Genomic DNA, 22,486 nt, shown 5'->3' with positions numbered 1-22,486 from the left:
TCCTGTCCTCAAGGCCTTCCATCAGCGTCTCATTGCCAAGGGCAAAGAGCCCAAGGTCGCGCTCGTCGCCGTCGCGCGAAAGATCCTGACCATCCTCAGTGCAATGATCCGAAACAACGAACCTTGGAATCCAAACAGGCTCTGACAAACACAGTTGCTCATCCGTCTCGGCGCTGCGCGGCCACCTTCTCCCGCAAGGGGAGAAGGAAGAAGGCGCTACTGCCCCGGCCGTCCAGTCTTGCCCGGACGCCGCTTCTGGCGGCGCTCGTCGGCCGGGTCTTCGTAGGAGCCGATGCCCGAACGTTGGCGAACGATCGGCTTGTCGTCGCGGCCTTCCGGCGTGGGAGAAATCGGCTTTGGCTTCGCCGGCACTTTTCCCTCGACGGGTTTTTCCGTCCGCCGCACCGTCATCTCGTCGAGCGAGTTTTTCCTGAACAGCGGCTTGGCGCGGTCGCCGGGAATACCGAAGTCGGAGCCATGCGCCTCCTGCGCAGACTGCTTCTTGAACAGCGAGCGCGATACCGCGCCTGCCGGCGTCGCCATGTCCGTGCCGGGGCCCATGTCGTCGAGCGACGGCTTGGCGAAGAGTGGCTTCTTCACCGGCACGGCGCCGTCGGCGCCCATCTCGTCGAGATGCGGCTTGCGGAACATGTTGGGCCTGGCCGCCTTGGCGGCTTCTTCGGCAGCGCGCGCCTCATCGAGCCTGCGGAAACGCTCCTGCTCCTCGGCCGTGCGATGTTTGGCGACGCCCTTGTTGTGCTTGCCTTTCTCGCGGCCCGAAGCGGGGCTTTGGCTTTCCACCTCGCGCGCCAGCGGGTCGTCGGAGATGGCAAGCTCCATTTCGCGCAGCCGCTTGATCTCGTCGCGGATGCGCGCGGCCTTCTCGAAGTCGAGATTGGCGGCTGCGTCGCGCATCTGCTTATCGAGCGCCTCGAGGTGGGTCTTCAAATTGTTGCCGATCATCGCACCGGCATCGTCGGTGAACTGCGAGATGTCGGCCCGGACATGGTCCTTCTCGTAGACGGAATCGAGAATGTCGGCGATGCGCGACTTGACCGATTCCGGCGTGATGCCGTTGGCGGCGTTCCACTCCATCTGCTTCTCGCGGCGGCGGTTCGTCTCCGCCATCGCCCGCTCCATCGAGCCGGTGATCTGGTCGGCATAGAGGATGACCTTGCCGTCGACGTTGCGGGCGGCGCGCCCGATGGTCTGGATCAGCGAGGTTTCGGAACGCAGGAAGCCTTCCTTGTCGGCATCGAGAATGGCGACGAAGCCGCATTCGGGAATGTCGAGACCCTCGCGCAGAAGGTTGATGCCGACCAGCACGTCGAAGGCGCCGAGGCGGAGATCGCGGAGGATCTCGATGCGTTCCAGCGTGTCGATGTCGGAGTGCATGTAGCGGACGCGGATGCCGTTCTCATGCAGATACTCGGTGAGGTCCTCGGCCATGCGCTTGGTGAGAACGGTAACCAGCGTGCGATAGCCGGCCCGGGTCGTATCGCGGATCTCGCCGACCACGTCGTCGACCTGGCTCTTGGCCGGGCGCACCTCGACCGGCGGATCGATCAGCCCGGTCGGGCGGATGACCTGCTCGGCGAAGACGCCGCCGGACTGCTCCAGTTCCCAGCCGCCGGGCGTCGCCGAAACGGCGACCGACAGCGGGCGCATGGCGTCCCATTCCTCGAAGCGCAGCGGCCGGTTGTCCATGCAGGAGGGCAGGCGGAATCCGTACTCGGCCAGCGTCGCCTTGCGGCGGAAGTCGCCGCGATACATGCCGCCGATCTGCGGCACGGTGACATGGCTCTCATCGATGAAGATCAACGCATTGTCGGGCACATATTCGAACAAAGTCGGCGGCGGCTCGCCCGGGGCGCGGCCGGTGAGATAGCGCGAATAGTTCTCGATGCCGGCGCAGGAGCCGGTCGCCTCCAGCATCTCCAGGTCGAAGCGCGTGCGCTGCTCCAGCCGCTGCGCCTCCAGCAAGCGTCCAGCCTTTTCAAGCTCTTGCAGGCGATGCTTGAGTTCTTCCTTGATCGACTTGATGGCTTGATTCAAGGTCGGGCGCGGAGTCACATAGTGCGAATTGGCGTAGATCTTGACGCTCTTCAGCTCGCCGGTCTTCTGGCCGGTCAGCGGATCGAATTCGGTGATGGACTCGATCTCGTCACCGAACATCGAGATGCGCCAGGCGCGGTCCTCGAGGTGGGCTGGAAAGATCTCGATCGTGTCGCCGCGCACGCGGAACGAGCCGCGCACGAAGTTGATGTCCTGCCGCTTGTACTGCTGGGCGACGAGGTCGGCGAGAAGCGAGCGCTGGTCGAGCCGGTCGCCGACCTGCATCTGGAAAGTCATCGCCGTATAGGTCTCGACCGAGCCGATACCATAAATGCAGGAGACGGAAGCGACGATGATGACGTCGTCGCGTTCGAGCAGCGAGCGCGTTGCCGAGTGGCGCATGCGGTCGATCTGCTCGTTGATCGAGGATTCTTTCTCGATATAGGTGTCGGTGCGCGGGACGTAGGCCTCCGGCTGGTAATAGTCGTAGTAGGAGACGAAATACTCGACCGCGTTCTCGGGGAAGAATTTCTTGAACTCGGCGTAGAGTTGCGCGGCCAGCGTCTTGTTGGGCGCCAGGATCAGGGCAGGGCGCTGCGTTTCCTCGATCACCTTGGCCATGGTGAAGGTCTTGCCCGAGCCGGTGACGCCGAGCAGGACCTGGGTGCGGTCGTTCCGGTCGACGCCTTCGACGAGGTCTTTGATGGCGGTCGGCTGATCGCCGGCGGGCTCGAAGTCCGACACCATCTTGATGGCGATGCCGCCTTCCGACTTTTCCGGCCGGGCCGGACGGTGCGGCGTCCAGAGCTGGCCGTCCTTGTGCAGCGGATTGCCGGATTCGATCAGCGCCGACAGGGCGGCAACAGTCGCGGTGACACCGCTCGACGAAACCGTCTCGGCATCCTCCAGGCTGATGTCGAGGCCGGCGACCGGGTTGAGGCCGGCGGCGGCGCGTTCCTTGGCCGAAGCCGCGCCGCCCATCGAGGTGCCGCGCGCCGTACGCCCCGGCGCCGACGAGCGCTCGGGGATCTTCTTCGGGGCTTTGGCCTTCGGCTGCTTTTCCGCCTCGCGCTCGATCTGCCCGGCCCAATCGGAGATCGAGCCGGTCAGGGGCGCGCCGGAAAACTCGGTCTGCGGCGCCTCGGCGAAGCCACCGGGGTTCAACGGCTCGGCGGCGTCGAGGAAGTCGGTCAGCGGGCTGCGCCGCTTCGGCGCGCCGTCTTGCGAAGGCGTCTTCTTGTCAGGATGTCTGGCCATGGGCCGAATATGGGTGGACTCGGCCGAAATGGAAAGGGGCGAGTGAAACGGCGCTGCCCAAGCGCGGACGCTGCTGACAGAAGGCTGTCAGGAGAGACGTCATGATCCGCTGGGCGAGGCTAACGCCGACCCGATTCCTCGTCCCGCCTCGGGCGGGGGAGAGGTGTCCGCGAAGCGGACGGAGAGGGGGCTTCGTAAGGTCGGAACCCTTCTCGTCGAGGCGCTGCCCGAACCGGCGCTCCCCCGCTCCGTCTCGGCTTCGCCGAGCCACCTCCCCCACGTCCGTGGAGGCGAGGAACCCAAGACTCAATTGAACCACAGCGCGAATGTCAAAAACCCAGCGCCGCCGAACTCGCGCCGGATCTGGCCGAAATCGTCGCTGGTGAGGATCCTGCCGCTTTCCAGATAAGGCGCGATGCCGGGGCCGGTGATCGACAGCACGAGGTCGAAGGGTTTCGGCTCGTCGAAGAAGCGCTTCATGTTGATGCCCTTGCCGGCGATGCGGAAATGCGGCAGCAGCGCGCGACCTTCCAGAAGGTCCTCGGCCATGGTCAGCGTGGCGAGCCAGGCCGTCACCTGCTCCTGGCCGACCTCGAGGCCGGTGAGGGGATTGGCGCCTTTCTGCTGCGGCCCTGGCAGCCATTCGCGGTCATTGTCGGTCTCGGCCAGGATCGCCTTCCAGTCCTCGCGCGACAGCCGGATCATTTCCAGAAGGTGGCGGCGCGCGGCCTGCCGGCGCTCCGGCTCGACCACCGGCCAGTTGACGAGATGCACCAGTGAGACGAAGTCGGCGAAGCGCCATTCGGAAGTGAAGATGTTGCCGCTCATGCCGCCATCCGGCGGCACCAGCGCATCCTGCAAGGGCAGCTTGGCGCGCGGGAACAGCATGTGGAAGGAGCCGTCGAACATGGCCCTGAAATCATGCGCCAGCCAGAAATCGGCCTGCGCCATCAGGAACTCGGCGTAGCCTTGCAGCCAGAAACCGTCGGCGCGGTCGAAGCGGAAGGTCAGCGACGGCGCAGTGTTGCTGGTGTCGATGCTGCCGTGGGCAAGCGAGGCCATGATCGCGGCGATGCTTTCGTCGGGCACCAGCTTGCCATCCTCGTTGAGATCGATGCCGACGCGGGTGAGGTCGATCACCATGCCGATATCGGCATCGTTCGGCACGGAGCCCAGCGTGGCGGCGGATTTTTCCAGCCGGTCGCGAAAGGCGACCAGGATGGCACGGAATTCTTCATAGGTAGCGGTTGCGGGTCGGGGTTGTCCGGCACAGGCAACTGCATCAGCGGCAGCATGAAGGATTTCGGGCTTTCGAAACCGTGGCGATGCAGACCGCCGGCCAGCAGCTCAAGGGCGGTGAAGAATTCGCCGGCGCCGGCGGCATAGGCCGATGCCGGGTCCTTGGCTGCTGCCGTCTCTAGCGTCGACAGCGCCGCGTTGCGTTCGCTCACGCTCCTGGCCTCGAACATTGTGTTGGCTGCTTCCGGCATCTCCGCCCAGGCGAAGGACGCAGGCAGAAATGCAAACAAGGCTGCTACAAGGATCGCTCTACGCATCGTCATCGCCCTCCACTGCGTCATGTCGCGAGCATACACATATTTGGCTCAAGGCGTCCCTCCCAGTCCGTGCCGACCGGCGAGCGCACTTTCGCAATGGCGTCCGGCTTCAACCGGCCGGACAGACAGTCTACAGAGGATAAAACTGGACCTGCCCGTGTCGAACTATCCACTTTCCTACAAGCTGTCATGGCTGCCGCGCTTGCTGAGACCCTCGCTTGGCGGCGACGGAAGCGGTTTCGCGGTGCCGGCGGCGAGCTTGATCGATCCGCCGCCGATGCGGACGGTGCGGCTGGCGTTCGTCGGCGACATCTCGGCGGTCGCCAATCGCGATGTCCCAGAATGCGATCCGGCGATCGCCGCGCTGCTTTCATCCGCCGACCTCGTGGTCGGCAATTGCGAAAGCCCGATCGTCGAGCGCCCACGCGCGGCGATGGGTACATGGCTCGGCACGCATCATGCGATGAGCGAGAATTTCCTGGCCGGTGCGCTCGCAGTCGCGGGCATCGCGCGCGACAGGCTCGTGCTGTCATTGGCCAACAACCATGTGCTCGACCAGGGGATTGCCGGTTTCGAGGAAACGATCGCGGCGCTCAGCCGGCTCGGGATCCGGACCATCGGCACGCTTGCCGGCGGACCGGTCCAGCGTCATGCGGCCGGATCGCTGACCATCGGCTTCGCGGCCTTCACGCTCTGGCGTAACACCGGCACCGTGCCATTTGAGGAACGTATCTCCGTGCGTGCCGCCAAATGGTCGCGCGAGGCTGCTTCCGACATCGACCTGCTTTGCGCGGTGCCGCATTGGGATTGGGAGTTCCGGCATTTTCCGAGGCCGGCGACGCGGGCGTTGGCGAAGCGGCTGGCGGACTATGGCGCTGGGCTGATCGTCGGGCATCACGCCCATGTCGTGCAACCGGTCGAACGGATCGGCGGCAGCGTCACCGCCTATGGGCTCGGCGATTTCCTCGGCACTGCCTTGGCCAGGCTGCCATGGCCGGCACGGATCGGCTCGATATTCGTCGTCGATGTCAGCGCCGATCCCGCCACGCGCGGCATGATCGCCGCCTACCGGCAGCATTTCTTCATGCGGCTGCGAGCAGGCAATCACGAGCGGCTGGTGCCGGTGGAGGCGTTGGATGGCCCCCTCAAGCAAAGGGTTGCGGCGCGGCTCGAGGCGATTTTTCCAGCTGCCGCGAACTAGGTGCACATAGCCGCGAGCGCAGGCGACTTTCGCGCAAAAGCCGCTATCATGAGCCGATCTCAGCGGCGGCCGGGGGTGGCCATGGAAGCAGCGGATTTCATGCCGAGCGAGGCGGTGATCGCGGGCATCAGGCGCGGCATCGAGGCGTATGAGGCGAAACGGGCGTCGGTTCAGAGACAGGTTCGCTGGCGGGTGCCGGTGTTCGTCGGCCTGGTCGTCGTCTTTGTCGCGCTGATAGCCTGGCTGTTCAACGCCGCCGCCGATCCGCACGAACAGTGGCTCTCGACGCCGCATGTCTTTCTCTATCTCGGCGGCGTGATCGTTGCGGTGGTGCTCTATTTCCAGGCGCTGCGGCCAGCGACCCGGCTGCAGCAGTCGTTCCGCGACACGCTGCTGCCGATGATCTTCGGCTTCGTGCGCGATGTCCGCTACCAGCATGGCGCGCGGCCGAACTCCTTCGACAGGATGCCGCGGGAAACGGTCGGCGCCTTCAACCGGCAGAGCTTCGACGACGTCATTTCGGGGCGCTACGAAGATTTTCCCTTCGAGCTCTATGAGGCGAAGCTCTGGGAGGGTTCCGGCAAGAGCGAGACGACCGCCTTCAAGGGCGTCATCGTCGCCTTCGAGACCATCGAGCCGTTCCCGGGAACGCTGGTTGCGGCGCGCAAGGCCGGTAAGGTGGCGCATTTCTTCCGCGGCATGTTCGCCTCGAAGATGCAGGAGCTGTCATCCGGCGTCGAGGACTTGGATGCCACCTATGAATTCCGCACCGACAATGTCGAGGCGGCGCGGCCGCTGGTGACCGGCCGGATGGCGCAGGCGCTGACCTGGCTGCGCGAGACGTGGCCCTACGACCAGGCGCGGGTGGCGCTCAGCGGCAGCGACGGCTTTCTGTTGATGCCGCGTTCGCAGAACTTCTTCGAGCTGCCGGATATTTCGGAACCGATCGACTACAACAGGCATGTCGCGCCGATGATCACTGATCTCGGCGCCATGCTGGCGACGGCAGCGCTGGTGCGCAAGACCGGCGCAAGGGATGAAGCTGCCGAGTGAAGCTCAACAGTCGAAGCCGTATTGGGTACGCATGTACTCGGCCTCTTCCTTCGACATCTTCTTGAGCATCACGCAGACGGTGAAGCTGCCGACCTGATGGCCGTTCCTGGTGTAGCCCCAGTCGGAAATGTCATCCCTGGTGAATTCGATGTTCTGGCCGAGCACGACGTTATGCACCTCGGCGGGCTGGTTCGACAGGATTCCGACGAATCCGGCTTCGGTGCGGCGGAAGGGCACGACCCAGAAATGCTCGGTGATATTGCCGTCCTTTACCTTCACCTTCAGCTTGAAGCGCGATGTGCCGGCTGGAGGGCTGTCGGCGAGCGCGAGGAACTCGTCGAGGCTGGAAAGCGCCTGCTTTGTCGCGGCTGCCATTTCCGGATCGCCGGGAGCGAATATGGTCACGTGGTCATCGTTCGGATCGGTAGCCTGAGCGCCGGCCGTCGCCGACCCCAACACAGAGACAAGACACAGTGCGGCGCGAACAGCCAAGGTCATCGAAGGGCCCCCATTTTCGAAAGGCCGCTATCTTTCCGCATCGCGGGGATGTGATCAACCGGGTGTTGCAGAGTGACAACCTCAACCGTCTTCAAAAAATGATAAGCGCTACGTCGAAATTGCGCGGAGAGGACAGGACATGCGACTGAGAATTGCGGCTGCGGCGTTCGGCGCGATCATGCTTTGCGCCGGGGTTGTCCGTGCCGAAGACCCGAAGGCCTTTAAGCTGACCATCGATGGCGTGACCGTCGACATCGATCCGGGCGAGGATATCGATGTGAAGCTCCCCAGCGGCAAGACCAGCAAGGTGAGGCTCGAGCACAATGACTTCGCCACCTTCTCCGGCGGCACCTTCTCCTTCGTCCATCCAAGCAATTATTCGGTCACGAGGACCGATCTCGGCGACGGCATCGCCCAGTATCTGATGGCATCTGCGCTCGGCACCCTCGTCGTGGTGCAGAAATACGACGAGATGAACCCGGTCTCCCTCAACCAGCTGATGCTGCAGGAGATGACCAGGGAAACGGTCCAGGCGGGCGGGCGGTTGACGCAGCAGCCGACGACCCGCAAGCTTGCCGACGGCAAGGAACTGACCGGACTTAAAGCTACGGTGAAGACGCGCACCGACAGCGCGAATTTCGAGATCGTCGGGTTCGGCACTGCCGATCAGGGGCTGCTGTTCATCACGCGCATCGGCGATCAGGACAACGCCACGGAACAGCCGCTGATCGACAAGTTCTGGGAGACCCTGAAGATCAAGCTGTGAGGCTGCCGATATTCAGGTGAGGCCGGCCTGACCTGATCTCTACACACTTTGGGCAGGTCTACAGCCCGGTCAGACCGGCCAGCCAGCTAGCCGAGCGCTTCGCCGCGTCCACGGTCGCGCCGGCGGCGCGGCTGAGATCGGTCTTGACCACGGCATAGCCGGCCTTGGTACGGTAAAGCACGGCGCGGCCGCCATCGACCGACCCATCGAAGGCGACCGGCTTCGCGGCTTCGGTTTCGCTGGCCGTCACCGTTCCGCCCACCGGAACGCTTGGGCGATGGTCGAGCTCGGGTGGCAGCGGGGCGATGGTTTCGACGACGCGGTTCCTGGGCTTCAGATCCGGCCTGGAGGCTTTCGCCGCAAGTTCGGACGACGAGGCCGAGCCTTTGACGCGGCAGATGCCTGAAACCAGCGGATAGTTGAAATTGCGCTGATGCAGCATCTGGCTCTTCATCGCCGCTTCGCAGTCGGCGATCGTCGCCCATTTGGCCGGCGTCTCGCCGATATATTCGCACAGCTTGGCGTCGCAGTCGCAGCCGACGATGGTCATGGCGACAAGGGCGGTCTTGATCACGGTCTTGTCCCTTCGAAATCGCTACCCATTTCCCACTTGCATCAATCCGCGCCGAACAAGGCGGGATTTGGCCGCGATTGTGAAATGTGGATGACGGGGCGTTTCCGAAGGTTTGCTCAGGCGGCGACTGTGACCGAAATGCCTCAGGCAGGCCTGGCCGTCCCAAAAAGACAGTCGGCGCTGGGATTTCTCCCAGCGCCTCCCTGTCAGATCAGGAACCGGTCAAGGCAGCAACTTCCGTAAAGTCGTCGCGCCAGGCCAGCCTTGATTTTGACGGTCCTGCCAGTCACCACCCGAGGGCAGCGCCCGTTCCAGACCACGCCGATCTCCACCCTTGCGGGCTTCGCCCAGCGTGCCATCGAAGGTTTTTCCCGGCCTTCATGGCAGCATCGGTCCGCCCGTCGGCGTTGGCACGCTTTCCGCGGCACCCGTAGGTCTCGGCATCCGTCCCTCCAACAGGCGAACCTGCTCTCGTTCTGGGCCGTACGGGCCTCAGGAAATCCGCCTTGCGCTTTTGCCTTTCGGCTGGGGCGTTCAGTGGCCGCCTGAGATGGGTTGAATGTACGCCGGGTAAGCGGTTTGCGGAATGCCCACCCGCCTGTGGATAGCGGGATTATCGGGGACCAACGGCAAAAGCCTCGGAACTCGGCGGCCGAACCCCTTAGACAGCCTGCCCCGCTTTTTTACCGACCTTCGATGTTGGAGCCTTGCCCCGCCGGCCGGTCCGCGTTTCAATGCCGGCAAAAGAGTTTGGGCCGGCATTGAAGTTTGGACCGGCAAAGGACTTGGGCGCCAGCGCGGACTCCGCCGCGCATTTGTGCGATGTGCCTCGGGGGAGGTCGGATTGAAGGTCGGGGTGGTTCTCAATCCGATTGCCGGAGGCGGCAAGCTCAAGCGGCATTGGGCGGAGGCCGCGGCATCGCTCAAGGCGAATTTCGGCGATTTCGACCTGCGCGAGACGCAAGCCAGCGGCGACGCCGAGCGGCTGGCGATCGACCTCGCAGCCAGCGGATGCGAGCTGGTGATCGCGGCCGGCGGCGACGGCACCGCCAGCGAGGTGGCCGACGGGCTTTTGCAGGCGCAATCCGAGATCGGTCATGAAAGCGCGCTTGGACTTCTGCCCTGCGGCACCGGCATCGACTTCGCGCGCGGGCTTGGCCTGCCGCGCGGCATAGACGCCTCGGTCAAGCAAATGGCGGATGCCAAGGGTCGGAAAATCGACGCCGGCCGCGTCTGCTATATCGACGATCATGGCGCGCTGGCCAGCCGCCACTTCATCAACATCGCCAGCTTGGGCCTGTCCGGCGCCACCGATCGCGCCGTCAATGCCGACAAGCGCAAGGGCAGGGTCTCGGCCAAGGCGCTGTTCTTCTGGCGCACGGTGCTGGAGTTCGTCCGCTATCGCTTCCAGGACGTTCGGATCACCATCGACGACGGCGAGCCGGTCGAGGCACGCATGGCGCTGATGGCGGTGGCCAACGGCAAATTCTTCGGCGGCGGCATGATGATCGCCCCGGACGCCGAACTTGCCGACGGCCAGTTCGACATCGTCATCCTGCGCGCCGCCGGCAAGCTCGGCCTGATAAGGGACATCCGCCTGCTCTATGGCGGCCGCCACCGCGACCATCCGGCGATCACCATCCTGCGCGGACGCAAGGTGCTGGTCGAGCCGTTAGGTAATATCGAGAAGAACGGTGCGCTGGTGGATATAGACGGGGAGTCGCCGGGCCGGATTCCGGCGACGTTCGAAATCCTGCCAGGCGCGCTGACCTTGAGAGGCTGAATCAACTGCTTGAGAGGCCGATTCAACCGGCGCAGTCAGGCGATTGAAACAGCTGGCTAATTTTAGCCGGATTACAGTTCGAGCCTGGCCGGAAAGCCCGGCGCGCGAAGCTCCGTGCCGACCGCATCCTCGAGCAGCTTGACGATCTGCGTCGACCAGGCATTGCCGCCGTACGCGCGCTTGCCCTCCTCGAAAATCGCGTTGACGCGCGATGCCAGATCGAGCGGCGCGCCGAAATCCCGGCCCATCGCGAGCGCGAAGCCAAGGTCCTTCAGCGCCAGGTCCATGGTGAAGCCGATATCGTAGGAGCCGTTGAGCACAAGCTGGCTTTCAGTCTCATGGACGAAGCTGTTGCCGGAGGAGGCGACGATGGCGTGGTAGGCCTGTGCAAGGTCGAGCCCGCCTTGCTTGGCCAGCATCAGCGCTTCGCCGGCGGCGACCAGATGGATGAATGCCAGCATGTTGGTGATGACCTTGATCACCGCGGCCGAGCCGATCGGGCCCATCAGGAAGGATTTCGCGCACATCGCCTCAATCGCCGGCCGGTGCTTCTCGTAGAGTGCGGGATCGCCACCGACGAGCGCGGTGATCCTGCCCGCCGCCGCCAGATGCACGCCGCCGGTGACCGGGCATTCCAGCGTCTCGATGCCCTTTGCCGAAGCAAGCGCGGCGAGCCGCAAAATCTCGTCGCGGCCATTGGTCGACATCTCGATCCAGGTGCCGCCCGCCGGCAGACCCTCGAGCAATCCGTCCGGGTCGGCGAGCACCGCTTCGCTGACCTTTGGCGAGGGCAGGCAGGTGATCGCATTGCCGGCACGGGCGGCAGCCTCGGCCGGGCTGTCCGCCGCAATGGCGCCGAGCGCGACGAGGCGCTCGACCGCCGCCGGGTCGCGGTCGAAGACAGTGACGACAAAGCCGTTGCGCGGCAGGCTGGCGGCAAGGTTGCCGCCGAGATGGCCAAGGCCGATGAAGGCGTAAGCGAGGGTCACGGCATCAGCGGCGTCTGCATCATCTGCAGATGCAGGTCCTTGCCGCTATAGGGATGCGCGTCGCAGACCGCCTCGTCGAGCTCGACGCCGAGGCCGGGCTCCTTGGACGGAATGACATTGCCGTCCTGCCATTCGATCTTCTTCTTGAGCAGGGTGGCATGGAAACCGTCCCACTGCTTCAGCGATTCCAGGATGAGGAAGTTGGGCAGGGTGACGGCCAGCTGGATGTTGGCGGCGCCGACGATCGGGCCGCAATAGCAGTGCGGCGCCACCTGGATGTGGTAGGCCTCGGCCATGGCGGCTATCTTCTTGGTCTCGAGGATGCCGCCGGAGCGGCCGAGATCCGGCTGCAGGATGGTCGCGGCGCGGTTCTCGATGACGCGGGCGAACTCGAATTTCGTGGTCAGCCGCTCGCCAGTGGCGATCGGGATCGAGGTGCCGCGGGCGACCTGCGCCATCACCTCGGGCATATCAGGCGGCACCGGCTCCTCGAACCACAGCGGATCGTAAGGCTCGATGGCGCGCGCCATGCGCAGCGCGCCGGATGCGGTGAACTGGCCGTGCGTGCCGAACAGGATGTCGGCTCTGGTGCCGACAGCCTCGCGGATCGCCTTGATCATCCGCGCCGAGAGGTCGATATCGATCAGGCGCGGCTGGTGACCGTCATAGGCGGTGTAGGGGCCAGCCGGGTCGAGCTTCACGGCGTTGAAACCCTGCTCGACATATTCGAGCGCGCAGGCGGCGGCCATGTCGGGGTCGTTGTAGACGTTCTTGCCGCGGGCATCCTCCGAGTGAACGCTGCCGGTGTGCGGGTAGAGATAGGTGTAGGAGCGCAGCGTCTCGTGCACCTGGCCGCCGAGCAGCTTGTAGACCGGTTTGCCGGCCTCCTTGCCGATGATGTCCCAGCACGCCATTTCCAGCGCCGAGAAGCAGCCCATGCCGGAGACGTCGGGGCGTTGCGTGAAGCCGGAGGAATAGATGCGGCGGAACAGGTTTTCGAGATCGTGCGGATCGCGACCGACGAGGTAGCGCTCGGCCATGTCCTCGATCATCCTGGCGGTAACATGCGCGGAGAAGGTCGCGTTGTAGGCCTCGCCATAGCCGACGACGCCGCCATCGGTGGTGAGCTTGACGAAGATGAAATACTTGCCGCCGATGCCGGGCGGCGGGTTGCCGACAACCCAGGTCTTCACGTCGGTGATTTTCATGTGTGGTCCTCCAGAACCAGGTCGGCGCCTTTCCACCCGGTCAGGATCGAGGCGGCATTGGTGTTGCCCGTGATGTTGTCGGGGAAAATCGAAGCGTCGATGACACGCAGGCCGTCCAGCCCGTGAACCTTCAGCCGCGGGTCGACCACGGCGCGCGTGGCGTCCGGCCCCATGCGGCAGGTCGAGACCGGGTGATAGACGGTGCCCGAGCGTTTCCTGAAATCCTGGATCAGGTCGGCGTCCGACCGGATCGACGGTCCAGGCAGCACCTCTTCCTCGATGATCTCGGCCATGGCCGGCATCGCGGCGATCTTGCGCACGAACTTCACCGCCGCCAGCATCTCGTCGACATCGGCATTGGTCGAATAGGCATTGGCCGTGATCCTCGGATAGTCGCGCGGGTTGTTCGAGCGGATCATGATCTCGCCGCGGCTCGAAGGCCGGCAGTTGGACAGGCCGATCGAGAAGCCCGGCCAGGGATCGGGCGTCAGGATCGGACGTTCGCCGCTCTTCGGGATGACGGTCGAGAAGGCCTGGAAATAGAGTTGCATGTTCGGCCGCGTCATCGACGGGTCGGTGCGGAAGAAGCCGCCGGCATTGTTCATCGACAGCGACAGCGGTCCGGAGCGCACCAGGATGTATTGCATGCCGACGAGCAGCTTGCCCCACCAGGGCCGCAGGATCTGGTTCAGCGTCGGCAGCTTGCCTTTGAACGTGTAATTGATGCCGACATGGTCCTGCAGGTTGGCGCCGACATTGTCATTGGCGTGGACCACTGGAATGTTGAGATTGCCAAGCAGCGCCGAGGGGCCGACGCCGGACAGCTGCAGCAATTGCGGAGAGTTGATCGAGCCGCCCGATAGGATCACCTCGCGGCCTGCGCGTGCGGTTTTCTTCTCGCCGTTCTGCTCGTATTCGATGCCGACGGCGCGTTTGCCCTCGAACAGGATTCTTGTCGCCAGCGCGTTGGTCTCGACGCGAACGTTGCCGCGTTTCATCGCCGGCCACAGGAAGGCGCGGGCGGCGGACATGCGGCGGCCGTTCTTGGTGGTGATCTGGTAGACGCCGACGCCTTCCTGGGAGGCGCCGTTGAAGTCCGGATTGAAGAGCAGGCCGGCCTGCTCGGCTGCGGCGAGATAGCGCTTGGTCAGCGGGTGCACAGCGCGCGAACAATCGGTGACATGCAGCGGTCCGCCGACACCGCGCCATCGATCGGCGCCGGCTTCATTGTCTTCCATCGCCTTGAAGGAGGGCAGGAGGTCGTCATAGCTCCAGCCGGGATTGCCGGCGGCGGCCCAGGCATCGAAATCCTCGCGCGCGCCGCGGATGAAGACCATGGCGTTTATCGAGCTCGAGCCGCCGAGCAGCTTGCCGCGCGGCCAGTGGTCGGCATTGCCCGCTAAGCCGGGATCCGGCTCGGCCTTGTAGTTCCAGTTGACGGCCGGGTCGAAGAAGGTCTTGCCGTAGCCGAGCGGCATCTGGACGTAGAAGCGCCGATCGGTCCCGCCGGCCTCCAGCACCAGCACCGAAAAGCGGCCCGAGGCCGACAATTTGTCGGCAATGACCGAGCCGGCCGAGCCGGAGCCGACGATGATGAAGTCATAAGTCTGCATGATAGGCGGGCGCGCTCCGAAATTCGCGGCCTAGCCTAGACATTGCCGGTTCACGTCGTCGCCGGACCTTCCGGCATCGCTTGTGAAAAAAGCGACTGCTCCGGCGGCGTGGTTTTCGCTTTCAGCAGAGCTTGCGACATCGCAACCGCGTTGCTACGGGTTCAGGAAAGCAGCGGCTGAAGGACTTCCCCATGGTGCATTACGCGGACGGAAAACCGCTTGGCGACCTCACGCTGCGCACGCTCGCCATGCCGTCCGACGCCAATGCGGCCGGCGACATCTTTGGCGGCTGGGTTATGGCGCAGATGGACCTTGCCTGCGGCATCCGCGCCGCCGAGCGCGCCAAGGGGCGGGTGGTCACCGCCGCGGTCAAGGAGATGTCCTTCGCCAAGCCGATGAAGATCGGCGACACGCTCTGCATCTACACCCATGTCGAGCGTGTCGGCCGCACCTCGATGGTGCTCAAAGTCGAGGCCTGGGCGCAGCGATACCTTTCCGACCTGATGGAAAAGGTCACCCATGCCGATTTCGTCATGGTGGCGCTCGACGGCGAAGGCAAACCGAAGCCGGTTCCGGCCGAGAGCTGACAGGTCTCCGATTCACGGTTTTGTAACAACGCCCGCGCGGGAGATGCGCTTCGCGACATCCAATGGTTGCCTTCGCGCCCCATCTTGAGGTCGCGAGGGGGAAAACAATGCGTCAACACATGCTGAACGGCTGGCTCGTGGCAGCCCTTATCGCGCTGGTCTGCCTGCTCGGCATAACGGCCTATGTGGAAGTCAGGAAGGACCTTCCACGCGTCGCCTGCGTGAGGGACCCGAAGGCGATCGACAAGAAGGCCGCGCGGCAGGAAAACGGCTCGACGGCGTGCTGCAACACTACCGCTGTAAGCGCCTGATCGGTGGCCGGCTAAAGACAGTCATCCTTGTCGAGACGGATACACGCAGACACCTGCGAGGCTGGCTGCGGAGCCCCAGCAAATCCGATCGAAGCCGGAATGTGCGATAGGTCCGGTGCCGAGCCGCACGGTTGATCCAATGGTTCAGAAACCTTTGAACTACAAGGGTTTCAGGCCTGTTGGCTGTCGAATCTCGCCCGCGCCTCGCGAACCCGATTGGTGTTCTTCCGAGCCCATTCGCCGAGCGCGCCGACCGGCACGAGCAGCTCGTGGCCGAGCTCGGTCAGCTCGTAATCGACACGTGGCGGAATGGTCGGAAACACTTTTCGCGTCACGAACCCATCGCGTTCCAGACCGCGTAAGGTGGTGGTCAGCATCTTCTGCGAAATGCCGCCGACGGCGGCGCGCAATTCGTTGAAGCGCAGCGCGCCGTCGCCCAGCTTGCCGACCACGAGCACGGTCCATTTGTCGCCGACCCGTTGCAGGATTTCCGAGACGGCGCGGCAGTCCTCGGTGATATGCGGGTGCCTCAGTAACAAAAACGTGCCTCCTTGCGCGATAATTTGTCAGTATCACATATAGCGCCGGTATCCAAACGATACCAGAAATTCCCGCAAGGAGAGCCCCTTATGTCCAAGCCCAAAATCGCCATTGTCGTCGGTTCGACGCGCGCCGCCCGCTTCGCCGACGCGCCGACGCAGTGGATCGCCAAGATCGCCAAGTCGCACGACGATATCGACGTCGAGATCGTCGATCTGCGTGACTGGCCGCTGCCCTTCTTCGACGAGGTCGCTTCCTCCGCCTGGGCGCCGTCGCAGAACGAAGTGGCGCAGCGCTGGCAGAGAAAGGTCGCCGAGTTCGACGGCTTCATCTTCACCGCCGCCGAATACAATCACGCTCCGACCGGTGTCTTGAAGAACGCCATCGATTACGCCGCCAATGAATGGAACAAGAAGCCGGCCGGCTTTATCGGCTATGGCTCGGTCGGTGGCGCGCGCGCGGTCGAACAACTCCGCCTGATCGCGGTCGAGCTGCAGATGGCTCCGGTCAAGTCGGCCGTGCATATCGCCTGGGGCGATTACCTTGCCGTGCGCCAGGGCGACAAGAAGCTCGAGGACATCGAGCATCTGAACCAGGCCGCCGCCGCGCTGGTCAACGACGTCGCCTGGTGGGCGAAGGTGCTGAAGGCGGCGCGTGCCGCCGACGCGATCGCCGGCGAAGCGCAGGCTGCTTGAGCGGTCAATCGAGTTTGTCCTCCCAGTAAGAAGGGGCGGCGCCGGGCGCCCCCCCTTTTAATGTACCAGAACCAAAGCTGCCTATCTTGCTTGGTCCCCTTAAGCGTCACACTGTCCCGCGTTTGGCCCGATCACGTCTGCCGGTCACTTGACCGCTCGGAACAGCGCGTTAGATGCAGGCCCGAATCCGCCGAAATACGAAGACGGTCGCGGAGGAGCGGAATGCCTTGGCTTGGCAAATGGCGCAACCAGTATGGGTCTGTCCTCGACATCACCGGCGAGGATGGCGGCCGGGTTGAAGGCACGTTTCGCACGGCGCTCGAAGACAGCAGCTTCTATGGGCAGACCGTGCCGATATTCGGCATCGCGCATGGCGACGTCATTGGAGTAACGGCCGCCGGCGAGGGTACGGCCGGCCCGGCCGCGGTGAGCTACACCGGCATATTGCGGGACGGCAAGCTGGAGACGATGTGGCTGACGGTGGCGGGCAGCACCATCACCGGCAAGGAAGGCGAAATCGCTTCCCGCAAGCGGGTCGGAACCTGGCGTGCCTTTGGCACGAGCCTCGACACCTTCGTCCGGGAATAGCCAAACAGCCAGCAGACACTGCGCGCCATTTTGATTGCCAGGAACGGCGCCATCGCCCGCGCTATACGGCCGGCCTGACCGTCTCTCCGCTTACCTCGACGCGATAAAATCTCACGCTTCTGTCCGGCAGCCCAGGAGGCGCCGTTCACGGCTTCGTGTCGGCTGTTTCCAACCCCGCGCCGCATAGTGACTTGCATTATGCAATCAACTCGACTATGTCTGACTTGCATATTGAAAGTGAGTCACGAAGATGGTTGCCAAGACAAGCTTCGAAACGCGCCCATGTCCCATCGCGCGCAGCCTCGACGACGTTGGCGAGTGGTGGAGCATCCTGTTGCTGCGCGACGCTTTCCAGGGCCTGACGCGCTTCGACCAGTTCCAGAAGAGCCTGGATATCGCGCCCAACATCCTGACGCGGCGGCTGAACAGCCTGGTCGAGCGCGGGCTGTTTGAGAAGCGCGCCTACTGCGAGCGGCCGCTTCGCCATGAGTATGTGCTGACCGCCAAGGCTCGCGATTTCCGCCCGGTGCTGCTTACGCTGTTGGCCTGGGGCAACCGGCATCTGGCGCCCGAAGGCCCGAGCCTCGTTGTGGTGGACACGGCTGACGGGCGCTGGGCCGATCCCGTCCTGGTCGACAAGGAGACTGGCAGGGAGCTCGACAGCGGTGGCTTCACCCTGGCCACCGGACCGAGGGCCAGCGATCGCATGCGGCAACGCTATCGTTTCAGCAGCGAGGGCTCAGGCCTGCCGCTGGTCGAGAATGGTGGCCAAGAGGCGCGAAGCAGATGAACAAGACTCTTTCCCCGGCCGAGTTGCAGGCCGCGGTCGTCGATATCCCGAAGCCGGCCAGGAAGCGGCGCAAGCCATTGCTGCTCGGCGCTGCGCTGATCGCGATCGCTGCCGCCGGTTGGTATGGCTTCGAGTGGTGGCAGGCCAACCGCTTCATGGTGACGACCGACGATGCCTATGTCGGCGGCAATGTCACGCCGCTTGCGCCGCGCGTCGCCGGCCATATCGACCAGGTGCTCGTCAGGACAACCAGCATGTCAGCGCCGGCCAGCCGATCATCCGCATCGACGACAGGCCGTTCAAGGCGGCGCTGGAACGCGCGCAGGCATCGGTTGAGCAGAAGCAGTCGGCGCTCGACAATCTGCGTGCCCAGATCTCGCTGCAGAACTCGCTGATCGAGCAGGCCAGCGCCGATCTCGAGGCCAAGAGCGCCGCTGCGGCGTTCACCGCGCAGGACGCCAAGCGCTACGCGGTTCTTGCCAGCGCCAGGACCGGCTCGCAGCAGGATGCCCAGAAAAGCGCTGCGGCCGACGGCCAGGCGCAGGCATCCGTCGCCGCCGCGCGGGCGGCGCTTGCGGCGTCGAGACAACAGCTCGACGTCCTCAACACCCAGATTTCGGAAGCGACCGCGGAAGTCGCGGCCGCCAAGGCGGATCTCGACACCGCGCAACTCGACCTCGGCTTCACGGAAATCCGCTCGCCGATCGACGGCGTCGTCGGCAACAGGCTGGCGCAGGTCGGCACCTATGTCTCACCGGGCAGCTACCTCTTGACCATCGTTCCTGCCTCGGGCCTGTGGGTCGACGCCAATTTCAAGGAAGACCAGTTGCGCGCGATGGCCGACGGACAGGCCGCGACGGTCTATGCCGATATCGCTCCCGACCAGCCGCTCAAGGGCCATGTCACCAGCCTGGGGCCGGCCACGGGAGCGATTTTCAGCGTCATCCCGCCGCAGAACGCGACCGGCAATTTTACCAAGATCGTGCAGCGTGTGCCGGTGAGGATCGCGATCGACGCCGACCAGGCGAGCAAGGTCGCGCTGCGGCCCGGCCTGTCCACTGTCGTCACCGTCGATACCGGGTCGCATTGAGGGCGCCATGTCAGCGCCGGCCGCCCCGCAATCTTTCCTCGCCAGCATCCTGCCGTTCATGGTGATGTGCGTGGGGATGTTCATCGCGCTGCTCGATATCCAGATCGTCGCCTCCTCGCTGCAGGATATCGGCGGCGGCCTGTCGGCCGCGCAGGACCAGATCGGCTGGGTCCAGACCTCCTACCTGGTGGCGGAAATCATCGTCATCCCGCTGTCGGGCTGGCTGACACGCGTCTTCTCGACGAGGTGGCTCTTCACCATCTCGGCGGCCGGCTTCACTTTGGCCAGCATGCTGTGCGGCTTCGCCTGGAACATCGAAAGCATGATCGTGTTCCGCGCGCTGCAGGGGCTGCTCGGTGCGTCGATGATCCCGACGGTATTCACCTCGTCCTTCCATTATTTCCAGGGCCCGAGGCGCGTCTATGCCGCCGCCGTCGTCGGCAGCATCGCCTCGATCGCGCCGACGCTGGGGCCCGTCATCGGCGGCTGGATCACCGACACGTTGAACTGGCACTGGCTGTTCTACGTCAATGTCATCCCCGGGGTGGTCATCACCATCCTCGTTGCGCTGCTGGTCAAGATCGACAAGGGCGATCTGTCGTTGCTGAAGGGCGCGGACTATATCGGCATGGCGCTGATGGCGGTCAGCCTCGGCACGGCGGAATATGTGCTGGAGGAAGGCTCGCGCTGGAACTGGTTCGACGACGCCACGATCCGCAACGGCGCCGTCATCGCCGTGGTTACGCTCATCCTGTTCGTCGTTCGCAGCCTGACCTATGCGCAGCCGGTGGTCGATTTCCGCGCCTTCGGCAACCGCAATTTCGCCATCGGCTGTTTTTTGTCCTTCATCACCGGCATCGGCATCTTCGCCACGATCTATCTGACGCCGCTGTTCCTCGGCTATGTGCGCGGCTACAACGCGTTCGAGACGGGGCTGGCGGTCTTCTCAACCGGCGTCGCCTCGATGGTGGGCGTGCCGGTCTACATCTTCGTTGCCAAGCGCTTCGACACGCGCTGGCTGATGATGTTCGGGCTGGCCTCCTTCGGCGCCTCGATGTGGAGTTTTTCCGCCATCACCAGCCAGTGGGGCTCGGCCGAGCTCCTCCTGCCGCAGATCTTTCGCGGTTTCCCGCAGGTCTTCGCCGTCGCGCCCAGCGTCAATCTCGGGCTCGGCAGCCTGCCGCCGGAACGGCTGAAATATGCCAGCGGCCTGTTCAACACCATGCGCAATCTCGGCGGCGCGGTCGGCATCGCCATCTGCGGCGCGATCCTCAACAACCGCACCAACTTCCATTTCCTGACGATCGCTTCGCATCTGACGCCGCAGAACGAGCCGGCCATGCACCTCCTCGACAACGTGGCGCAGCGCTACGGCCAGTTGCCCGGCGCCATCGACGACGGCCACGCCGCCGCGCTTAAGCAGCTTTGGCAGCTCACCTATCGCGAGGCTTCCACCATGGCCTATGCCGACGCGTTCCTGGTCATCATGGTGGCCTTCGTCATCGCCACGGCGCTGGTGCCGTTCCTGCGCAACGTGACGCCGAAGGCGCCGCCGCCGGACGCGCATTGAGGCGCGCGCAAGTGCTGCGAGCGACGCAGTTTACTGCGATCCCGCCCCAAACCAGCGGATAAAAGCAGCGTCCTTGCCGGTGATGTCCTTCACCGCTTTCAGCAATGCCTCGTGCAGGGTTTGCATGGAGCGGTAGTGATCGCACTGCGTCGATATCAACGGGGCCACGATACTGCGATGCAGCTCTCCCGCCGCTATCATGAACCGCTCAAGCTCCGACTCCGATAATTGCTTTGCCTTGTTGCGCCGAACCACCGCGATCTCCCGCGAGAATCGCCCCATCCAAGGATTAAATTCCTATGCGCGTCGGAAAGTTTCCAGCGACCGCTGGTTGCCTTTTTTGGACCTATCGTCGCCAGCCTACCACTTCACGCTGAAGCCGACCGAGCCGCCGAAGGCATGGCTGTCGCCGAAATCCTCCAAGCTGGTGCGCGCCAGCAGCTCCCCATGAACGGAATAGCGGTCGTCGGCCCAGCTCAGCGAGCCACCGAGACCCAGGCCGCCCCACAGTTGCTGCGGCTTGCTGGTCAGCCTGGTGCCGGAGACGTCGACATCGGTGCCGTCGAGGAAGTCGTAGTAGAGATTGGCGATCCCATAGACATGCGAGCGGCTGGTCTGGCCCTCGCTGTCCTTCCAATCGCTCTCATAATCGGCGGAGAGACCGAGCCGGCCGATCAGGCTGTCGCTGCTGCCGTTGGAGATCAGCGCGCCATAGGGATCGGTGAAACTGTCGAAGTCGACCGAGGCATAGGAGAGCTGCGCCTGCGGCGTCAGCGACCAGCTGCCCGCGAGCGCTATCTTCTGCCCGGCCTCGACGCCGAAGCCGTAGCCGAAGCCGTTGTTGCCGTCGGCGAGCTTCTTGCCGAGTGTCGCGGAAGAAAGATCGCTGTCGAACCAGGTGAGCACGGCCTGGGTGTCGACATAAAAGCCGTTCTTGCCATACCAGGTCAGCGTGCCGCCAAAGCCATAGCCGGTTGCGTCGATCGAGCCGGTGCCGAAGGACGAGGAGACGTCCGATTTCACCGTGCCGTAGTAGACGGTGAGACCGCCGACCAGCATGCCGGAGGCGGTTTCGGAAAGCAGCATGTCCAGGCTGGCCTGCAGCCGCCACAGATCGGCGTCATAATCGGTGCCGGTGTGGTGCTCGTGCCCGGCTCGAATTCGCTGTGCGAGGCCTCGATGCGCCCCCAGATCGGGTCGCCGCCCTGGGTGCCTGCCGCCGATTGCGCCTCGCCGCCCCACGAACGGTTACCGATGCGCTGCTGCAGCGTGCCGAGCTGGGTGAAGCTTTGCAGCACGCCGGCATAGGCCTCGTAGACCGGCGCGGCCGGCGAATAGAGCGGCGAGGTCGGGCCGCCCGGATCGACGGGATTGATCAGCGCCGAGCGCAGATACCAGTCGCCATCAGCCGGCGTGCTGATGCCGTTCTGATAGAGCCGGTAGGCATAGGCGCCGGCCACCACGGCCTGGTCGCCTTGGAAGATGTAGTCGCCCTGCAGGTTGAAGGTGCCGGCAGAGGCGCCGCCGACATCGACGATCTTGATGCCGTCGACGGTCTGCGCGCCGGCGCCGCCGACAGGGATCACCTTGATGTTGGCGGTGCCCGACGTGTCGCCGGTGATGACCAGCCTGTCCGTAGACGAGACATCGCCGTCGAGTATCGTTTCAATCTCGACCGTGCCGCCGGCGCCTGTGAAATCGCCCTGGATGGTGAACTGGCCGATCGAGTTGCCGGGCGCGATGACGCCGCCGGCCTGCAACG

Annotated in this window: 23 protein-coding genes and 1 pseudogene; 12 read left to right on the top strand and 12 right to left on the bottom strand. The window is 64.3% G+C overall.

Features of this window, described 5'->3' with window-relative positions; translation table 11 throughout:
* Positions 1 to 145: pseudogene (locus EN852_RS42570) on the top strand (IS110 family transposase); the annotation flags it as partial.
* Positions 146 to 216: 71 nt separating this feature from the next.
* Here the strand turns inward: EN852_RS42570 and uvrB are convergent.
* The 3 genes from uvrB to EN852_RS42565 form a co-directional block, all read right to left on the bottom strand.
* The gene (gene uvrB, locus EN852_RS28320) at positions 217 to 3,312 is read right to left on the bottom strand and encodes an excinuclease ABC subunit UvrB (protein ID WP_127878932.1); all 3,096 of its coding nucleotides are present in this window, start codon (positions 3,310 to 3,312) and stop codon (positions 217 to 219) included.
* Between the two features lie 306 nt (positions 3,313 to 3,618).
* On the bottom strand, positions 3,619 to 4,479 hold the full coding sequence (locus tag EN852_RS28315; protein ID WP_246694438.1) for a hypothetical protein: 861 nt from the start codon (positions 4,477 to 4,479) through the stop codon (positions 3,619 to 3,621).
* Entirely contained in the window at positions 4,449 to 4,868 is a 420-nt protein-coding gene (locus EN852_RS42565) for a hypothetical protein (RefSeq protein WP_246694437.1), read from the bottom strand. The genes EN852_RS28315 and EN852_RS42565 overlap by 31 nt, the downstream gene beginning before the upstream one ends.
* Positions 4,869 to 5,025: 157 nt before the next feature.
* Between EN852_RS42565 and EN852_RS28310 the strand changes: the two genes are divergently transcribed.
* On the top strand, positions 5,026 to 6,069 hold the full coding sequence (locus EN852_RS28310) for a CapA family protein (protein WP_127878933.1): 1,044 nt from the start codon (positions 5,026 to 5,028) through the stop codon (positions 6,067 to 6,069).
* 81 nt (positions 6,070 to 6,150) lie between these two features.
* Positions 6,151 to 7,122 (top strand): DUF3137 domain-containing protein, encoded by a 972-nt coding sequence (locus EN852_RS28305; RefSeq protein WP_127878935.1) that lies wholly within the window; start codon positions 6,151 to 6,153, stop codon positions 7,120 to 7,122.
* 3 nt (positions 7,123 to 7,125) lie between these two features.
* Here the strand turns inward: EN852_RS28305 and EN852_RS28300 are convergent, their stop codons facing one another.
* Entirely contained in the window at positions 7,126 to 7,527 is a 402-nt protein-coding gene (locus tag EN852_RS28300) for a DUF2314 domain-containing protein (RefSeq protein ID WP_246694436.1), read from the bottom strand.
* Positions 7,528 to 7,759: 232 nt separating this feature from the next.
* On the opposite strand from EN852_RS28300, the gene EN852_RS28295 reads away from it, so the two are divergent.
* Positions 7,760 to 8,386, top strand: a complete 627-nt coding sequence (locus EN852_RS28295; protein ID WP_127878939.1) for a hypothetical protein — start codon at positions 7,760 to 7,762, stop codon at positions 8,384 to 8,386.
* A 58-nt stretch (positions 8,387 to 8,444) separates the two neighbouring features.
* Here EN852_RS28295 and EN852_RS28290 read toward each other — a convergent pair whose 3' ends face one another.
* Positions 8,445 to 8,960, bottom strand: coding sequence for a hypothetical protein (locus tag EN852_RS28290; protein ID WP_042646161.1), 516 nt, complete (start codon positions 8,958 to 8,960; stop codon positions 8,445 to 8,447).
* Between the two features lie 844 nt (positions 8,961 to 9,804).
* Here EN852_RS28290 and EN852_RS28285 point away from each other — a divergent pair.
* Positions 9,805 to 10,743, top strand: coding sequence for a diacylglycerol kinase family protein (locus EN852_RS28285; protein WP_127878941.1), 939 nt, complete (start codon positions 9,805 to 9,807; stop codon positions 10,741 to 10,743).
* Positions 10,744 to 10,814: 71 nt separating this feature from the next.
* Here the strand turns inward: EN852_RS28285 and EN852_RS28280 are convergent, their stop codons facing one another.
* Genes EN852_RS28280 through EN852_RS28270 form a run of 3 tightly spaced genes read right to left on the bottom strand, consistent with a single transcriptional unit; the run spans position 10,815 to position 14,553 of the window.
* Entirely contained in the window at positions 10,815 to 11,732 is a 918-nt protein-coding gene (locus EN852_RS28280; RefSeq protein ID WP_127878943.1) for an NAD(P)-dependent oxidoreductase, read from the bottom strand.
* Positions 11,729 to 12,940: a mandelate racemase/muconate lactonizing enzyme family protein gene (locus EN852_RS28275; protein ID WP_127878945.1), complete on the bottom strand. Its 1,212-nt coding sequence runs from the start codon at positions 12,938 to 12,940 to the stop codon at positions 11,729 to 11,731. The genes EN852_RS28280 and EN852_RS28275 overlap by 4 nt, the downstream gene beginning before the upstream one ends.
* Positions 12,937 to 14,553: a GMC family oxidoreductase N-terminal domain-containing protein gene (locus EN852_RS28270; protein ID WP_127878946.1), complete on the bottom strand. Its 1,617-nt coding sequence runs from the start codon at positions 14,551 to 14,553 to the stop codon at positions 12,937 to 12,939. Before EN852_RS28270 ends, EN852_RS28275 begins: the two co-directional genes overlap by 4 nt.
* 191 nt (positions 14,554 to 14,744) lie before the next feature.
* Between EN852_RS28270 and EN852_RS28265 the strand changes: the two genes are divergently transcribed.
* Together EN852_RS28265 and EN852_RS28260 are read left to right on the top strand one after the other, a co-directional pair.
* A complete protein-coding gene (locus EN852_RS28265; RefSeq protein WP_042646168.1) occupies positions 14,745 to 15,140 on the top strand; it encodes an acyl-CoA thioesterase in 396 nt (131 codons plus the stop codon).
* Positions 15,141 to 15,247: 107 nt separating this feature from the next.
* Positions 15,248 to 15,451 carry a hypothetical protein gene (locus EN852_RS28260; protein WP_127878948.1) on the top strand — a complete coding sequence of 68 codons (204 nt, stop codon included), beginning with the start codon at positions 15,248 to 15,250 and terminating at the stop codon, positions 15,449 to 15,451.
* Positions 15,452 to 15,621: 170 nt separating this feature from the next.
* Here the strand turns inward: EN852_RS28260 and EN852_RS28255 are convergent, their stop codons facing one another.
* Positions 15,622 to 15,990 carry a helix-turn-helix domain-containing protein gene (locus tag EN852_RS28255; protein WP_095817326.1) on the bottom strand — a complete coding sequence of 123 codons (369 nt, stop codon included), beginning with the start codon at positions 15,988 to 15,990 and terminating at the stop codon, positions 15,622 to 15,624.
* A 90-nt stretch (positions 15,991 to 16,080) separates the two neighbouring features.
* Between EN852_RS28255 and EN852_RS28250 the strand changes: the two genes are divergently transcribed.
* From EN852_RS28250 to EN852_RS28230, 5 genes are all read left to right on the top strand, one after another.
* Positions 16,081 to 16,686 carry an NADPH-dependent FMN reductase gene (locus EN852_RS28250; RefSeq protein WP_127878950.1) on the top strand — a complete coding sequence of 202 codons (606 nt, stop codon included), beginning with the start codon at positions 16,081 to 16,083 and terminating at the stop codon, positions 16,684 to 16,686.
* 222 nt (positions 16,687 to 16,908) lie between these two features.
* Positions 16,909 to 17,274 carry an avidin/streptavidin family protein gene (locus EN852_RS28245; protein ID WP_127878951.1) on the top strand — a complete coding sequence of 122 codons (366 nt, stop codon included), beginning with the start codon at positions 16,909 to 16,911 and terminating at the stop codon, positions 17,272 to 17,274.
* A 250-nt stretch (positions 17,275 to 17,524) separates the two neighbouring features.
* Positions 17,525 to 18,064: a helix-turn-helix domain-containing protein gene (locus EN852_RS28240; protein WP_127878953.1), complete on the top strand. Its 540-nt coding sequence runs from the start codon at positions 17,525 to 17,527 to the stop codon at positions 18,062 to 18,064.
* 136 nt (positions 18,065 to 18,200) lie between these two features.
* Complete coding sequence (locus EN852_RS28235) at positions 18,201 to 19,154, top strand: HlyD family secretion protein (protein ID WP_246694435.1); 954 nt, start codon at positions 18,201 to 18,203, stop codon at positions 19,152 to 19,154.
* Between the two features lie 7 nt (positions 19,155 to 19,161).
* Positions 19,162 to 20,724, top strand: coding sequence for a DHA2 family efflux MFS transporter permease subunit (locus EN852_RS28230; protein ID WP_127878955.1), 1,563 nt, complete (start codon positions 19,162 to 19,164; stop codon positions 20,722 to 20,724).
* A gap of 30 nt (positions 20,725 to 20,754) precedes the next feature.
* Here the strand turns inward: EN852_RS28230 and EN852_RS28225 are convergent, their stop codons facing one another.
* From EN852_RS28225 to EN852_RS43370, 3 genes are all read right to left on the bottom strand, one after another.
* On the bottom strand, positions 20,755 to 21,006 hold the full coding sequence (locus EN852_RS28225; RefSeq protein WP_127878957.1) for a hypothetical protein: 252 nt from the start codon (positions 21,004 to 21,006) through the stop codon (positions 20,755 to 20,757).
* A 78-nt stretch (positions 21,007 to 21,084) separates the two neighbouring features.
* Positions 21,085 to 21,837, bottom strand: a complete 753-nt coding sequence (locus tag EN852_RS43375) for an autotransporter outer membrane beta-barrel domain-containing protein (RefSeq protein ID WP_348643483.1) — start codon at positions 21,835 to 21,837, stop codon at positions 21,085 to 21,087.
* Positions 21,744 to 22,484 carry an autotransporter outer membrane beta-barrel domain-containing protein gene (locus EN852_RS43370; protein WP_348643480.1) on the bottom strand — a complete coding sequence of 247 codons (741 nt, stop codon included), beginning with the start codon at positions 22,482 to 22,484 and terminating at the stop codon, positions 21,744 to 21,746. Before EN852_RS43370 ends, EN852_RS43375 begins: the two co-directional genes overlap by 94 nt.
* Positions 22,485 to 22,486: the final 2 nt, after the last annotated feature.

Origin of the sequence: Mesorhizobium sp. M2E.F.Ca.ET.209.01.1.1 (genome assembly GCF_004010375.2) — a bacterium.
In the GTDB taxonomy this organism is placed as follows: domain Bacteria; phylum Pseudomonadota; class Alphaproteobacteria; order Rhizobiales; family Rhizobiaceae; genus Mesorhizobium.
Note: the sequence above shows the minus strand (reverse complement) of the source record. Positions and strands in the feature narration are given on the sequence as shown.

What these genes read in the sequence shown, in the direction of transcription:
- EN852_RS28305 (WP_127878935.1), top strand. Translation starts at nt 6,151, where the DNA reads ATGGAAGCAGCGGATTTCATGCCGAGCGAGGCGGTGATCGCGGGCATC.
- EN852_RS28265 (WP_042646168.1), top strand. Translation starts at nt 14,745, where the DNA reads ATGGTGCATTACGCGGACGGAAAACCGCTTGGCGACCTCACGCTGCGC.
- EN852_RS28295 (WP_127878939.1), top strand. Translation starts at nt 7,760, where the DNA reads ATGCGACTGAGAATTGCGGCTGCGGCGTTCGGCGCGATCATGCTTTGC.
- EN852_RS28250 (WP_127878950.1), top strand. Translation starts at nt 16,081, where the DNA reads ATGTCCAAGCCCAAAATCGCCATTGTCGTCGGTTCGACGCGCGCCGCC.
- EN852_RS28225 (WP_127878957.1), bottom strand. Translation starts at nt 21,006, where the DNA reads ATGGGGCGATTCTCGCGGGAGATCGCGGTGGTTCGGCGCAACAAGGCA.
- EN852_RS28240 (WP_127878953.1), top strand. Translation starts at nt 17,525, where the DNA reads ATGGTTGCCAAGACAAGCTTCGAAACGCGCCCATGTCCCATCGCGCGC.
- EN852_RS28260 (WP_127878948.1), top strand. Translation starts at nt 15,248, where the DNA reads ATGCGTCAACACATGCTGAACGGCTGGCTCGTGGCAGCCCTTATCGCG.
- EN852_RS42565 (WP_246694437.1), bottom strand. Translation starts at nt 4,868, where the DNA reads ATGCGTAGAGCGATCCTTGTAGCAGCCTTGTTTGCATTTCTGCCTGCG.
- EN852_RS28270 (WP_127878946.1), bottom strand. Translation starts at nt 14,553, where the DNA reads ATGCAGACTTATGACTTCATCATCGTCGGCTCCGGCTCGGCCGGCTCG.
- EN852_RS28275 (WP_127878945.1), bottom strand. Translation starts at nt 12,940, where the DNA reads ATGAAAATCACCGACGTGAAGACCTGGGTTGTCGGCAACCCGCCGCCC.
- EN852_RS28245 (WP_127878951.1), top strand. Translation starts at nt 16,909, where the DNA reads ATGCCTTGGCTTGGCAAATGGCGCAACCAGTATGGGTCTGTCCTCGAC.
- EN852_RS28230 (WP_127878955.1), top strand. Translation starts at nt 19,162, where the DNA reads ATGTCAGCGCCGGCCGCCCCGCAATCTTTCCTCGCCAGCATCCTGCCG.
- uvrB (WP_127878932.1), bottom strand. Translation starts at nt 3,312, where the DNA reads ATGGCCAGACATCCTGACAAGAAGACGCCTTCGCAAGACGGCGCGCCG.